This window comes from Pseudomonas sp. CAN1, from assembly GCF_030462585.1.
Taxonomy (GTDB): Bacteria; Pseudomonadota; Gammaproteobacteria; order Pseudomonadales; family Pseudomonadaceae; genus Pseudomonas.
Map to the genome: position 1 here is coordinate 25,077 of NZ_JASMRU010000025.1, position 13,003 is coordinate 38,079.

Annotated in this window: 12 protein-coding genes; 8 read left to right on the top strand and 4 right to left on the bottom strand. The window is 66.9% G+C overall.

Features of this window, described 5'->3' with window-relative positions; translation table 11 throughout:
- Positions 1–795, bottom strand: coding sequence for a LysR family transcriptional regulator (locus QO207_RS24400; RefSeq protein ID WP_301534847.1), 795 nt, complete (start codon positions 793–795; stop codon positions 1–3).
- Between the two features lie 112 nt (positions 796–907).
- Here QO207_RS24400 and QO207_RS24405 point away from each other — a divergent pair, with 112 nt between their 5' ends.
- Positions 908–1,633: an SDR family oxidoreductase gene (locus tag QO207_RS24405; RefSeq protein ID WP_301534848.1), complete on the top strand. Its 726-nt coding sequence runs from the start codon at positions 908–910 to the stop codon at positions 1,631–1,633.
- 241 nt (positions 1,634–1,874) lie between these two features.
- Here the strand turns inward: QO207_RS24405 and QO207_RS24410 are convergent, their stop codons facing one another.
- Positions 1,875–3,107, bottom strand: a complete 1,233-nt coding sequence (locus tag QO207_RS24410; protein ID WP_301534849.1) for an NADH:flavin oxidoreductase/NADH oxidase family protein — start codon at positions 3,105–3,107, stop codon at positions 1,875–1,877.
- Positions 3,108–3,198: 91 nt separating this feature from the next.
- Between QO207_RS24410 and QO207_RS24415 the strand changes: the two genes are divergently transcribed.
- The gene (locus tag QO207_RS24415) at positions 3,199–3,693 is read left to right on the top strand and encodes a MerR family transcriptional regulator (protein ID WP_301534850.1); all 495 of its coding nucleotides are present in this window, start codon (positions 3,199–3,201) and stop codon (positions 3,691–3,693) included.
- 282 nt (positions 3,694–3,975) lie between these two features.
- Here QO207_RS24415 and glcC read toward each other — a convergent pair whose 3' ends face one another.
- A complete protein-coding gene (gene glcC, locus QO207_RS24420) occupies positions 3,976–4,746 on the bottom strand; it encodes a transcriptional regulator GlcC (RefSeq protein ID WP_192209730.1) in 771 nt (256 codons plus the stop codon).
- A gap of 233 nt (positions 4,747–4,979) precedes the next feature.
- Here glcC and glcD point away from each other — a divergent pair, with 233 nt between their 5' ends.
- The 5 genes from glcD (at position 4,980) to QO207_RS24445 (ending at position 11,106) form a co-directional block, all read left to right on the top strand.
- Positions 4,980–6,479 carry a glycolate oxidase subunit GlcD gene (gene glcD / locus QO207_RS24425; protein ID WP_301534851.1) on the top strand — a complete coding sequence of 500 codons (1,500 nt, stop codon included), beginning with the start codon at positions 4,980–4,982 and terminating at the stop codon, positions 6,477–6,479.
- Complete coding sequence (gene glcE, locus QO207_RS24430) at positions 6,479–7,519, top strand: glycolate oxidase subunit GlcE (RefSeq protein WP_301534852.1); 1,041 nt, start codon at positions 6,479–6,481, stop codon at positions 7,517–7,519. Before glcD ends, glcE begins: the two co-directional genes overlap by 1 nt.
- The gene (gene glcF / locus QO207_RS24435; RefSeq protein ID WP_301534853.1) at positions 7,519–8,793 is read left to right on the top strand and encodes a glycolate oxidase subunit GlcF; all 1,275 of its coding nucleotides are present in this window, start codon (positions 7,519–7,521) and stop codon (positions 8,791–8,793) included. The genes glcE and glcF overlap by 1 nt, the downstream gene beginning before the upstream one ends.
- Positions 8,772–9,170, top strand: a complete 399-nt coding sequence (locus QO207_RS24440; protein ID WP_045212216.1) for a heme-binding protein — start codon at positions 8,772–8,774, stop codon at positions 9,168–9,170. The genes glcF and QO207_RS24440 overlap by 22 nt, the downstream gene beginning before the upstream one ends.
- A gap of 244 nt (positions 9,171–9,414) precedes the next feature.
- On the top strand, positions 9,415–11,106 hold the full coding sequence (locus QO207_RS24445; RefSeq protein ID WP_301534854.1) for a lactate permease LctP family transporter: 1,692 nt from the start codon (positions 9,415–9,417) through the stop codon (positions 11,104–11,106).
- 192 nt (positions 11,107–11,298) lie between these two features.
- On the opposite strand, the gene arfB is transcribed toward QO207_RS24445, so the two are convergent.
- Positions 11,299–11,712, bottom strand: a complete 414-nt coding sequence (arfB, locus tag QO207_RS24450; protein ID WP_301534855.1) for an alternative ribosome rescue aminoacyl-tRNA hydrolase ArfB — start codon at positions 11,710–11,712, stop codon at positions 11,299–11,301.
- A 371-nt stretch (positions 11,713–12,083) separates the two neighbouring features.
- Between arfB and QO207_RS24455 the strand changes: the two genes are divergently transcribed.
- Positions 12,084–12,881 carry a nucleoside-binding protein gene (locus QO207_RS24455; protein ID WP_301534885.1) on the top strand — a complete coding sequence of 266 codons (798 nt, stop codon included), beginning with the start codon at positions 12,084–12,086 and terminating at the stop codon, positions 12,879–12,881.
- The last annotated feature ends 122 nt before the right edge of the window (positions 12,882–13,003 follow it).

Sequence of the window (13,003 nt, forward strand, 5' to 3'; positions counted from 1 at the left end):
TCAGGCCGCCTCGCGGGCTCGCAGAAAGTCGTAGAGCCCGCGCACTGCCGGGTGCTCCAGCGCCTGCGCGGAATGGCAGAGGCCGATGCGGCGGATCGGCAGCGGCAGGTTCAGCGTGCCGCTGCGCACCGTTGGCGCGCCGGCCAGCAGCGATGTCGGCAGGATCGCCGCGCCGACACCTGCACTGACCAGCCGCAGCGCCAGGTCCAGGGTGCTGGCCTGCGCGACTACCGGTGCGCTGCCATAGGCCGTCATCAGCCGCTGATGAGACGGGTGCGTCGGGCAGGTAATCCAGCCGCAGCCCTGCGCATCCGCCACGCCCGGCGGCAAGGCCAGCACGTAGGGATCTTCCCAGACCGGCACGAAGAGTTCGTCCTCGCAGCAGAACTCCTCCACCGCCAGTCGCGCGTCACCCACGCAGCCCTCCTCCAGATGCAGCAGCAGATTGGGCACGGCCTGCTGCACCAGGCTGACGAAGCCTTCGACCTGTTCGGCGCTGACGTCGCCTTCTACCCCCAGGTGCAACGGCTGGCGCGCCGAGGCCTGGCGGAACATGTTGCGCAGGCCGTCAGCTTCGGCCAGCAGGGCGCGGGCACGCGGATACAAGGCACGCGCCGCTTCGCTGACTTCCACCCCGCGCGCCTGGCGCTGGAACAGTTCGGCGCCCAGGGCCTCCTCAAGTTGGCGAATGGTCACCGACAGCGTCGGCTGGCTGACGAACAGGCGCTGGGCGGCGGCGGTGATGTTGCGTTCTTCGAAGACCGCGACGAAGGCGGCCAACTGTCGGATATCCATAGGCAAACCCGATACCAGGCACAGGAATAAGCCATTTTTCAGGCGGAATACCGCTCAATATACTTCACTGCATCGTTCAGTCATCCAGATTTCCGATAGCAGGAGAATCCCCATGAGTAAGCCCCTGATCATCGTCACCGGCGCCAGTTCCGGTATCGGCGAAGCCACCGCCCGCCTCTTCTCCCAGCAGGGCCACCCGCTGCTGCTGCTCGCGCGCCGCATCGAGCGCCTGGAGGCGCTGCAACTGCCCAACGCACTGTGCCGTGCAGTGGACGTGACCGACCGCGAGGCACTGCTGGCCGCAGTGGCAGAAGCCGAGAAACGCTTCGGGCCGGCCGATGCGCTGGTGAACAACGCCGGTGTGATGCTGCTGGGCAACATGGTCGAGCAGGCCCCGGCCGAGTGGGAGCGCATGCTCGACGTTAACGTGAAGGGCCTGCTCAACGGCGTGCACGCCGTGCTCAAGGGCATGGTGGAGCGCAACCAGGGCACGCTGATCAACGTCAGCTCGGTGGCCGGACGCAAGACCTTCCCCAACCACGTGGCCTATGTCGGCACCAAGTTCGCCGTGCACGCGATCTCCGAGAACCTGCGCGAGGAAGTCGCGGCGCACAACGTCCGCGTCGTCACCATCGCCCCCGGTGCAGTGGAAACCGAACTGCTCAGCCACACCACCGACGAGGCGATCAAGAGCGGCTACCAGGACTGGAAGCGCGAGATGGGCGGCAAGGTGCTGAGCGCCGAGGACGTGGCCAACGCGATTCGCTATGCCTACGACCAGCCGCAGGGCGTCTGCATCCGCGAGATCGTACTGGCAGCGACCCGGCAGCAGGCGTGATCGACGCCAGCCCTTCCTGTTGAAGGGAAGGCTTCCCGTAGGAGCGGACTCTGTCCGCGATCGGCTGATCCCATCGCAAGGATCATCATCGGAGCAGCCGACCAGACATCGCGGACGGAGTCCGCTCCTACGCCGGACCGTAGGATGGGTGGAGCCTAGGCGATACCCATGCTGCTAATGCGACAGGAATCGATGGGTATCGCTTCGCTCCACGCCATCCTACGCAGAGCATTGAAGCGGCTCAGCCCGCCTGCCGCGCCGCCCAGCGGCGGTACTGCTTGGCCCGGCGCAGCGTGCGCCACTGCTCCATCACCAGTGTGCGCCACGGCGAAGCTTGGGGATTGGGCGCACGGTGGGCGCCAATGCGGTGCAGCTGCAGCTTGACCAGCGCCATGTAGGCCAGCGCCGCCAGCGGCTTGGAGCGCCAGCGGATGGCCGGCAGCTCCGGCTGAGTCTGGCTGCCGCGCTGCCAGTGCAGCACCAGCTGCGGCTCCAGCGCCAGGGCGGTGCCGATGCCGACCATCTCCAGCCCGCTGTCCAGCACCTGTTCCGCCACCGGCAGGCGACGGATGCCACCGGTCACCATCAGCGGCATGCGCGCCGCCTCGCGCATCTCACGGGCGAATTCGAGGAAGTAGGCCTCCCGCGCCAGGGTCCGGCCGTCGCGGGCATCGCCCTGCATAGCCGGCGCCTCGTAGCTGCCGCCGGAGAGTTCGACCAGGTCGACCTGCTCGTCATTCAGCCATTCGATCACCTGCCGCGCGTCGCTGGCGTCGAAGCCGCCGCGCTGGAAGTCGGCGGAGTTGATCTTCACTCCCACGCAGAACTCCGGCGACACCTCGGCGCGCACCGCGCGGACGACTTCCAGCAACAGCCGCGCACGGTTTTCCAGCGAGCCGCCCCAGCGGTCCTGACGCTTGTTGGCCAGCGGCGAGAGGAACTGACTGAGCAAGTAGCCATGCGCCGCGTGGATCTGCACGCCGGTGAAGCCGGCCTGTTCGGCGAGCCTGGCGGCGCGAACGAAGCGCTGGATCACTTCGGCGATATCGCCTTCGGTCATCTCGCGGGCGACGGCGAACAGCTTGGAGAACTTGCCCATCTCCAGCGGCACCACCGACGGCGCGATGGCGCCCTGGCCGAGGTTGGTCTGCACCTGGCGGCCTGGGTGATTCAGCTGCAGCCAGAACTGCGCGCCGCGGGAACGGCCGATGCGTGCCCATTCGCGGAAGCGATCCAGATGGCGGTCGTTCTCCAGCACCACGCCACCGGGGCCGGTCATGGCGCGGCCGTCGATCATCACGTTGCCGCTGAGGATCAGGCCGACGCCGCCGTCTGCCCAGGCCTGGTAAAGGCGCAGCAGCGCGGCCGAGGGTGCCTGGTCGGCGTCGGCCATGTTTTCTTCCATGGCGGCCTTGGCGATGCGGTTGGGGACTTCGCCGCCGTTGGGCAGGCGCAGGGGCTGGAAAGGCGACATGGCGGGGCTCCGTGATTGTTCGGGTGGTTGTGGCTGCGGCGAGGTTAAGTTTAAAGTTCACTTCAAGGTCAAGCCCCTTTCGGAGCCCAGCATGAAAATCGGTGAACTGGCCAGCCTCAGCGGCCTCGCCCCCTCGCGCATCCGTTTCTACGAAGCTAGCGGGCTGATCGCCCCGGCGCGCCGCCTGGCCAATGGCTACCGCGCGTACCCGGCGGAAACACTCGACCTTCTGGAGATCATCCGCAGCGCCCAGCAGACCGGTTTCAGCCTGGAAGAAATTCGCAGCCTGCTGCCGCATTCCAACCCCATCGAGAATGGCCACGGCGAACTGGTCGCCGGCCTGCGCCGCAAGGTCGCGGAGATCGAGGTGATGGAGCAGCAGTTGCGGCAGAACCGCGAGCGCCTGCTGGCGGTGATAGATGGCATCGAGAACAAGCCCGAAGGCATGGGCTGCCAGGCCAATGCCGAGCGCATGCTGGCGGAGATGCGCGAGCGCAAGGCCAAACCTGCAGGAGCGAGCCACGCCCGCGAGCGGCGGACGAAGTCCGCCACTGCAGCCAAACGCTCCGTCCCGACGGAATCCTGATTTCGCGCTCCGGTTGCGGGCATAGCCCGCTCCTACACCGGCAAGCCCAACCTGCGTAGGAGCGGACTCCGTCCGCGATGTCCACGCCCAAGCTCGGAGCTGCCGGAAATCGATCGCGGACAAAGTCCGCTCCTACGTAAAGCCCTGCCCCTTTCCCGCTCCGGAAGGAAAGGCTGGATCGTAGGGCGCATAACCTGGAACAGGTTATCCGCCTCCAGCCCGCGGGATGGCGAATAACGCTAGCGCGTTATTCGCCCTACGGTTGCACCAACCTCCCCTGCGTTATTTCCACCCTTCCAACCGCAAGGTCGCCCGCACCAACCGCTGCTCTTCCTGCTCGATCTCCCGCAGGTTGTCGCGCACGCTGTGGATATGTTCGCGGGCGGCGCGCTGGGCCTGTTCCGGCTGGCGCTCGCTGATGGCGCGGTGCAACCGCGCATGCTGGCGGTCGATCTGGCGCTTCTGCGGCGGGCGGTTGTAGAGATTGTTCACCGAGGCGAACACGGTGCTGAGCATCAGTTCGTTGAGCGACTGCAGCGTGTGCACCAGCACCGGGTTGTGAGAAGCCTCGCTGATCGCCTGGTGGAAGGCATGGTCGCGCCGCGCGTGCTCGCGCGGGTCCAGCGGCTGCGGTTCGTCGTAGGCGGCGTGCATCTCCTCGAAGCGCCGGCCGATCAGCACCAGGTCGGCCTCGGTGGCGCGCAACGCGGCCAGCCGCGCGGACTCCCCTTCCAGCAGCGCGCGAACTTCCAGCAGGTCATAGAGCGTGCGCGGCTGCGAGCGGAAAAGATGCAACAACGGCGACACGTCCTCCGCACCGGTCAGGTCGGCAACGAACGAACCGCGCCCCTGCTCGGTATCGACGATGCCGCGCCCCCGCAGTGCGCGCAGCCCTTCACGTAACGCCGAGCGCGAGCAGCCGAGTTTCTCCACCAACCGCCGTTCTGAAGGCAGCGCCTGGCCGACCTTGAGCACGCCATCAACGATCAGCCGCTCGATCTTCTCGGCCACCTGGTCGGCGACGCGCTGCTTGCCCTGTGCATAAGTCGTCATCACGGCTCTCCACAACTGGTAGGACCAGCAGGCCGATACCTGCATGGCTGCGAAGAACCCTAGCCGCCAGGACAGGGCCTTTCCAGTGGACGCCCGTACAAGAACTGGTAGGACCAGTGCCAATGCCGGTGGACGCCGCCTGACCGGCGGTCGCATTTTCACGGTGCCGTGGCTCCACGCGACCGCCTGGCGGGCGCGAACCAACAAGAACAAGATCAGAGCACCGTCAGCCTATGAATATCCTCTACGACGAGCGCGTCGATGGCGCGTTGCCTGCCGTCGACAAGTCCGCCCTGCTGGCCGAACTGCGCGCGGCCCTGCCCGACCTCGAACTGCTGCACCGCGCCGAAGACCTCAAACCCTACGAATGCGACGGTCTCTCCGCCTACCGCACGGTGCCCATGCTGGTGGCGCTGCCCGAGCGCATCGAGCAGGTGCAGGCACTGCTGCGCCTCTGCCATGCGCGCGAGGTGCCGGTGGTGGCGCGCGGCGCGGGCACCGGGCTCTCCGGCGGCGCGCTGCCGCTGGAGAAAGGCATCCTGCTGGTGATGGCGCGCTTCAACCGGATTCTCGAAGTGAACCCGCAGGGCCGCTTCGCCCGCGTGCAGCCCGGCGTACGCAACCTGGCGATCTCCCAGGCCGCCGCGCCCCACGGCCTGTACTACGCGCCGGACCCGTCCTCGCAGATCGCCTGCTCCATCGGTGGCAACGTCGCCGAGAACGCCGGCGGCGTGCATTGCCTGAAGTACGGCCTGACCGTGCACAACCTGCTCAAGGTGGACATCCTCACCGTCGAGGGCGAGCACCTCACGCTGGGCAGCGACGCCCTGGACAGCCCCGGCCTCGACCTGCTGGCGCTGTTCACCGGCTCCGAGGGCATGCTCGGCATCGTCACCGAAGTCACCGTCAAGCTGCTGCCGCGTCCGCAGGTGGCGCGGGTGCTACTGGCCAGTTTCGATTCGGTGGAAAAGGCCGGCCACGCGGTGGCCGATATCATCGCCGCCGGCATCATCCCCGGCGGGCTGGAGATGATGGACAACCTGTCGATCCGCGCCGCCGAGGACTTCATCCACGCCGGCTACCCGGTGGACGCCGCGGCCATCCTGCTGTGCGAACTGGACGGCGTGGAAGCCGACGTGCAGGACGACTGCGAGCGCGTCGACGGCGTGCTGCGCGCGGCCGGCGCCACCGACGTGCGCCTGGCCTGCGACGAGGCCGAGCGCGTGCGTTTCTGGGCCGGACGCAAGAACGCCTTCCCGGCAGTCGGGCGCATCTCGCCGGACTACTACTGCATGGACGGCACCATTCCGCGCCGCGAACTACCACGGGTGCTGCACGGCATCGCCGAGCTGTCGGAGGAATTCGGCCTGCGCGTGGCCAACGTGTTCCATGCCGGCGACGGCAACATGCACCCGCTGATCCTCTTCGACGCCAACGTGCCCGGTGAACTGGAACGTGCCGAGGCCATCGGCGGCAAGATCCTCGAACTCTGCGTGGCGGTGGGCGGCAGCATCACCGGCGAACACGGCGTGGGGCGCGAGAAGATCAACCAGATGTGCGCGCAGTTCAACAGCGACGAGCTGACCCTGTTCCACGCGGTGAAGGCGGCGTTCGACCCGGACCGCCTGCTCAACCCCGGCAAGAACATCCCGACCCTGCACCGCTGCGCCGAGTTCGGCGCAATGCACGTGCACCACGGGCAATTGCCCTTCCCCGACCTGGAGCGCTTCTGATGCCCGATGCCAGCAGCGAACTGCTCGACCAGGTGAACCAGGCGCTTGCCGCGCGCACGCCGCTGCGCATTCGCGGCGGCGACAGCAAGGCCTTCCTCGGCCGCCCGGTGGAAGGGGTGGAACTGGACACCCGCCGGCACAGCGGCATCGTCAGCTACGACCCGACCGAACTGGTGCTTACCGCCCGTGCCGGCACATCGCTGGCGGAGATCGAAGCGGCACTCGAAGCCGCCGGGCAGATGTTGCCGTGCGAGCCACCCAATCTCTCGGGGGCGACCTTCGGCGGTGTGGTCGCTGCCGGGCTTTCCGGCCCGCGCCGGCCCTGGTCCGGCTCGGTACGCGACTATGTGCTGGGCACGCGGCTGATCACCGGCCACGGCAAGCTGCTGCGCTTCGGCGGCGAGGTGATGAAGAACGTCGCCGGCTACGACCTGTCGCGCCTGCTGGCAGGCAGTTTCGGCTGCCTGGGAGTGATCACCGAAGTGTCGATGAAGGTGCTGCCCAAGCCGCGCCTATGCGCCAGCCTGCGCCTGGAAATGGGCGTCCAGCAGGCACTGGGTGAACTCGCCGAATGGGGCGCGCAACCGATCCCGATCACCGCCGCCTGCTACGACGGCAGCGCGCTGCACCTGCGCCTGGAGGGCGGCGAAGGTTCGGTGTGTTCCGCACGTTTGCGCCTGGGTGGCGAGGAGATCGACAGCGGCTACTGGCAGGACCTGCGCGAACAGCGCCTGGACTTCTTCACCGGCCCCGGCACGCTCTGGCGACTGTCGTTGCCCAATGCCACGCCGGCGCTGTCCCTGCCGGGCGAACAGCTGATCGACTGGGGCGGTGCACAGCGCTGGCTGAAGTCCGAGGCGGACGCCGAGCTGATCCGCCACAGCGTCGCCGAAGTCGGCGGCCATGCGCTGCGCTACACGCCGGGCGACGACGGCTTCCACCCGCTGCCCGCCGCCTTGCTGCGCTACCACCGTAGCCTCAAGCAGCAGCTCGATCCGCAGGGCATCTTCAACCCCGGCCGGATGTACAGGGAGCTCTGATGCAAACCAACCTGAGCGAACAGGCCAGACACCTGCCGCGCGCCGAGGAAGCCGAGCGCATCCTGCGCTCCTGCGTGCACTGCGGCTTCTGCACCGCCACCTGCCCGACCTACCAGTTGCTGGGCGACGAACTGGACGGCCCGCGCGGGCGCATCTACCTGATCAAGCAGGTGCTCGAAGGCGCAGAGCCCAGCGCCAGCACCCGCGAGCACCTGGACCGCTGCCTGAGCTGCCGCAACTGCGAAACCACCTGCCCTTCCGGCGTGGACTATCACAACCTGCTGGACATCGGCCGCGCGGTGGTCGAGCAGCAGGTGCCGCGCACCTTCGGCGAACGCGTGATCCGCCAGGGCCTGCGCGCCGTGGTGCCGAATGCCACACTGTTCGGCGCGCTGGCCAAGGCCGGGCGCACTTTCTACCCGCTGCTGCCGGAGGGTTTGCAGAGCAAGCTGCCGCGCCATCCGCCCCCCCCCGTGGAGCGCCCGAAACCGCGACACGCGCGGCGCATGCTGATGCTCGAAGGCTGCGTGCAACCGACCCTTTCACCCAACACCAATGCCGCCGCCGCGCGGGTGCTGGATCGCCTCGGCATCAGCGTGATCCCGGCGGCGGATGCCGGTTGCTGCGGCGCCGTGGACTATCACCTGAACGCCCAGGAACAGGGACTGGAGCGGGCGCGCAGGAACATCGACGCCTGGTGGCCGTCGATCCAGGCCGGCGCCGAAGCCATCGTGCAGACGGCCAGCGGCTGCGGCGCCTTCGTCCGCGACTACGGCCATCTTCTGGAGCGCGACGCACAGTACGCAGACAAGGCCCGGCGGGTCAGCGAGCTGTCCCGCGACCTGTCCGAAGTCCTGCGCGATGAACCGCTGGAAGAACTGCATCTGCACGGAGATCGCAGACTGGCCTTCCACTGCCCGTGCACGCTGCAGCACGCGTTGAAGCTCGGTGGCGCGGTGGAAGGCGTGCTCACCCGCCTGGGCTTCAGCCTCACCGCCGTGCCCGACAGCCACCTGTGCTGCGGCTCTGCCGGAACCTATTCGCTGACCCAGCCGGAGCTGTCCCGGCGCCTGCGCGACAACCGCCTGAAGGCGCTGGAGAGCGGCGCTCCGGAAGTCATAGTCACCGCCAACATCGGTTGCCAGACGCACCTGGGCGGCGCGGGTCGCACGTCAGTGCGGCACTGGATCGAACTGGTGGAACAGGCGCTCGCCGATGCGCCCTCACAATCCCTTCAAGGCGAGGTGCAAGCATGCTCAGCAAAGCCGTTCTGACCCAGCAGGAAGTCGGCCGCATTCTCGCCGCCGCACGCACCGAAGCGCAGCGCAACCACTGGGCGGTGTCCATCGTGGTGGTCGATGACGGCGGTCACCCGCTGGCCCTGGAGCGCCTCGACGGCTGTGCCCCGGCCAGCGCCTACATCGCCACCGAGAAGGCCCGCAGCGCGGCATTGGGCCGGCGCGAAACCAAGGGCTACGAAGACATGGTCAACGGCGGCCGCACCGCCTTCGTCACCGCACCGCTGATCACCTCGCTGGAAGGCGGTGTCCCAGTCGTGCTGGACGGTCAGGTGATTGGCGCGGTGGGCGTTTCCGGAGTGAAGGCCGGCGAGGATGCACAGGTCGCCAGCGCCGGAGTGGCAGCGCTTTGAAAGCGTTCACGCGGCCCTGGCGACAGACAGCCACTGGCCGAGTTGTGGTCGTCGCCGGCCTCAAGCGAGCCGGCGGCGACACCCCGAAAGGCTTGCCTGAATCAGCCCTCGAAAGCCCCGCTACGCGCCGCGTTGCGGGGCTTTTTCAATACCTGCCGGCGCGTGCGCCACCGGCACATGATCCACCTGGAAGACCCATCCACCGCTGACGCTTTGCCACCGACAACAACAAGGGACAATCCCCATGCAAACCTGGCAGCAGCTCTACACCCCGCTCGGCAGCCTCGGCCTCTCGGCCCTGGCCGCCCTCGTGCCGATCATCTTCTTCTTCCTCGCCCTGGCGGTGTTCCGCCTCAAGGGCCACGTCGCCGGCGCCATCACCCTGGTGCTGTCGCTGCTGATCGCCATCACCGTCTACCACATGCCGGTGGACAAGGCGCTGGCCTCGGCGGTCTACGGCTTCTTCTACGGGCTCTGGCCGATCGCCTGGATCATCGTGGCGGCGGTGTTCCTCTACAAGCTGACGGTGAAGAGCGGGCAGTTCGAGATCATCCGCAGCTCGGTGCTGTCGATCACCATCGACCAGCGCCTGCAGGTGGTGCTGATCGGCTTCTCCTTCGGTGCCTTCCTCGAAGGCGCGGCGGGCTTCGGTGCGCCGGTGGCGATCACCGCGGCGCTGTTGGTCGGCCTGGGCTTCAACCCGCTGTACGCGGCGGGGCTGTGCCTGATCGCCAACACCGCGCCGGTAGCCTTCGGCGCGCTGGGCATCCCGATCATCGTCGCCGGGCAGGTATCGGGCGTGGATGCCTTCAAGATCGGCGCCATGGCCGGGCGGCAATTGCCGATCCTGTCGGTGATCGTGCCCTTCTGGCTGGTGGCGATGATGGACGGCTGGCGCGGTATCCGCGAGACCTGGCCAGCGCTGCTGGTGGCCGGCGGCACCTTCGCCATCAGCCAGTTCCTCACCTCCAACTTCATCGGCCCGGAGCTGCCGGACATCACCTCGGCGCTGCTGAGCATGGTCTGCCTGACCCTGTTCCTGCGCGTGTGGCAGCCGGCGAACGTGCGTGAGACGGAGTTCTCCAGCCTCAACGCCGACGGCACGGCAACGCTGGGCGCGGTCGGTGGTGGTGGCGGGCAGCGCCGGGAATCGCAGTACAGCTTCGGGCAGATTTTCAAGGCATGGTCGCCGTTCCTGATCCTCACCGTGCTGGTGACCATCTGGACCATGAAGCCCTTCAAGGCGATGTTCCTGCCCGGCGGCGCACTGGAGAGCTGGGTGGCGGTAATCGCCGTGCCCTACCTCGACCAGCTGGTCCTGAAGGCTGCGCCTATTGTGGCCAACCCGACGCCGATGCCGGCGATCTACAAGTTCGACCTGGTGTCGGCCAGCGGCACGGCGATCTTCTTCGCGGCGCTGATCTCCATGGCCATCCTGCGCATCGGCGTGAAGAGCGGCGCGGCCACCTTTGGCGAGACGCTCAAGGAACTGAAGTGGCCGGTGCTGACCATCGGCATGGTGCTGGCCTTCGCCTTCGTCACCAACTACTCGGGGATGTCCACCACCCTGGCGCTGGTGCTGGCGGGAACCGGCGCGGCCTTCCCGTTCTTCTCGCCGTTCCTCGGCTGGCTGGGGGTGTTCCTGACCGGGTCGGACACCTCGTCCAACGCCCTGTTCGGCTCACTGCAGGCGACCACCGCACACCAGCTCGGAGTCAGCGATACGCTACTGGTGGCGGCCAACACCACCGGCGGGGTGACCGGCAAGATGATCTCGCCGCAATCTATTGCCGTGGCCTGCGCCGCTACCGGAATGGTCGGGCGCGAGTCGGACCTGTTCCGCTTCACGGTCAAGCACAGCCTGATCTTCGCCGCGTTCATCGGCTTGATCACACTGGCGCAGGCCTATGTGTTCACGGGGATGCTGGTGCACTGACGAAGTGAGCTGACGCTGGAGTTGAACCTGTAGGAGCGAGCTTGCTCGCGAACCGATTCCGCTGCGGGGTCCGTTCGCGAGCAAGCTCGCTCCTACAGAGAAACAGAGCCTCTCTCCCTAACCCTCTTTCTGAAGGAAGAGGGCTGGGAAAAGGGAACCACCCGAGCGCCAATATCCACCTGAACCAACGGATCAGAAATCCACCTTCCCCCGCCCCGCCTTGATCGCCCCGCGCTTGCTCTTGCCTTCCAGCCGGCGCGTCTTCGAACCCAGCGTCGGCCGGGTCGGGCGGCGCTTCTTCTCCACTTTCGACACGCTGCGGATCAGCTCTGCCAGGCGGTTCAGCGCGTCCTCGCGGTTCTGCTCCTGGGTGCGGTACTGCTGCGCCTTGATCACCACCACGCCGTCGCTGGTGATGCGCTGGTCGCTCAGGGCCAGCAGGCGTTCCTTGTAGAACTCCGGCAGGGATGAGGCGCGCACGTCGAAGCGCAGGTGCATGGCGCTGGACACCTTGTTGACGTTCTGCCCGCCGGCGCCCTGGGCGCGGATGGCGTTCAGCTCGATCTCGGCGTCGGGTATCTGCACGGTGTTGGAAATCTGCAGCATGGAAAGGATTCGGCAGGGAAATGATGGTCAGCATACAGCGCACCGCCGCGCCTGTCCCGAAGCCATCTGGCTCGCCCCGCAGCGCCCGTTCCTGACTTTTGCGTCAATTTTTGTATACGAATTTGTGTACAAGTTTTTCTTGCAATGTCGGCAATTCACCATTAGAACCCAGCCTGTCACCGACCGCAGTTCACCCTGCGGGACGCCGGCCCCGAAGCCACGAAAAAATAAGAACAACACAGAGGTGCAACATGGTTTCTTCCGCGATGACGGCCCTTGGCGCCGCCCGCCCCCAACCGCGTTCCAGCCGCCGCCTGAGCAACGGCCGCCGGTTCGCCCTCGGTACCGCGCTGGTGCTCGCCCCGCTGGGCATGGCGCAGGCCGATGATGACGATCGCTTCTTCGAGTGGACCAGCAACACGCTGGGCTTCCGCTACGGCAAGGGCTTCACCAACCCGAACAACCCGCACGACATCAGCAAGCGCATCTTCAGCTTCAGCCACGCCGATGGTTACCGCTACGGCAGCAACTTCTTCCATCTCGACGTGCTGCAGTCCGACAGCGATGACCCGCGCAAGGGCACCGACAAAGGCAGCAGCGAGGTCTATGGGGTGTTCCGCAGCCAGCTGTACGCCTCGCGGGTGTTCGATCTGCCGCAAGGCAAGGGCCTGGTGAAGGACCACGCGTTCACCTTCGGCTTCGACGCCAGCCGCAACAACAACCTCGGCTCGGCGAAGAAACGCGCGCTGGTGTTCGGCCCCACCATCAAGTTCAACGGGCCCGGCGTGCTCGATCTTTCGCTGTTCTACTACCGCGAGAAGAACCACTCCGGCATCCCCAACGTGAAACACCCGGACCACACCTTCGACACCACCTACATGGTCAACCTGACCTGGCTGCGGCCCTTCCAGCTGGGCGACCACGGGGCGAAGTTCCAGGGCTTCGTGAACTACACCGGGGAAAAGGGCGAGGACTACAACGACAACGACACCGCGCCGGAAACCCTGGTGCGCACCTCGCTGATGTTCGCCACCCTGCCCGGCGCCAAGCGCCAGCCAAACCTGTGGCTGGGCGTGGGCTACGAGTACTGGCACAACAAGTTCGGCGTGGACGGCGGACGCGGCACGCGCACCTCGACGCCGACGGTGAACCTGGAGTTCACCTTCTAGCGGCAGATGTGGCGGTGGTTCGCGAGCAAGCTCGCTCCTACGAAGAGCATGCCCGCGCCGACGGCACAGCCTGTAGGAGCGGGGGTACGCCATCGTTATTGCTCGCGAACCCACCCAGTCGC

What these genes read in the sequence shown, in the direction of transcription:
- glcD (WP_301534851.1), top strand. Translation starts at nt 4,980, where the DNA reads ATGAATATCCTCTACGACGAGCGCGTCGATGGCGCGTTGCCTGCCGTC.
- glcF (WP_301534853.1), top strand. Translation starts at nt 7,519, where the DNA reads ATGCAAACCAACCTGAGCGAACAGGCCAGACACCTGCCGCGCGCCGAG.
- QO207_RS24400 (WP_301534847.1), bottom strand. Translation starts at nt 795, where the DNA reads ATGGATATCCGACAGTTGGCCGCCTTCGTCGCGGTCTTCGAAGAACGC.
- QO207_RS24410 (WP_301534849.1), bottom strand. Translation starts at nt 3,107, where the DNA reads ATGTCGCCTTTCCAGCCCCTGCGCCTGCCCAACGGCGGCGAAGTCCCC.
- glcC (WP_192209730.1), bottom strand. Translation starts at nt 4,746, where the DNA reads ATGACGACTTATGCACAGGGCAAGCAGCGCGTCGCCGACCAGGTGGCC.
- QO207_RS24440 (WP_045212216.1), top strand. Translation starts at nt 8,772, where the DNA reads ATGCTCAGCAAAGCCGTTCTGACCCAGCAGGAAGTCGGCCGCATTCTC.
- glcE (WP_301534852.1), top strand. Translation starts at nt 6,479, where the DNA reads ATGCCCGATGCCAGCAGCGAACTGCTCGACCAGGTGAACCAGGCGCTT.
- arfB (WP_301534855.1), bottom strand. Translation starts at nt 11,712, where the DNA reads ATGCTGCAGATTTCCAACACCGTGCAGATACCCGACGCCGAGATCGAG.
- QO207_RS24405 (WP_301534848.1), top strand. Translation starts at nt 908, where the DNA reads ATGAGTAAGCCCCTGATCATCGTCACCGGCGCCAGTTCCGGTATCGGC.
- QO207_RS24415 (WP_301534850.1), top strand. Translation starts at nt 3,199, where the DNA reads ATGAAAATCGGTGAACTGGCCAGCCTCAGCGGCCTCGCCCCCTCGCGC.
- QO207_RS24455 (WP_301534885.1), top strand. Translation starts at nt 12,084, where the DNA reads ATGGCGCAGGCCGATGATGACGATCGCTTCTTCGAGTGGACCAGCAAC.
- QO207_RS24445 (WP_301534854.1), top strand. Translation starts at nt 9,415, where the DNA reads ATGCAAACCTGGCAGCAGCTCTACACCCCGCTCGGCAGCCTCGGCCTC.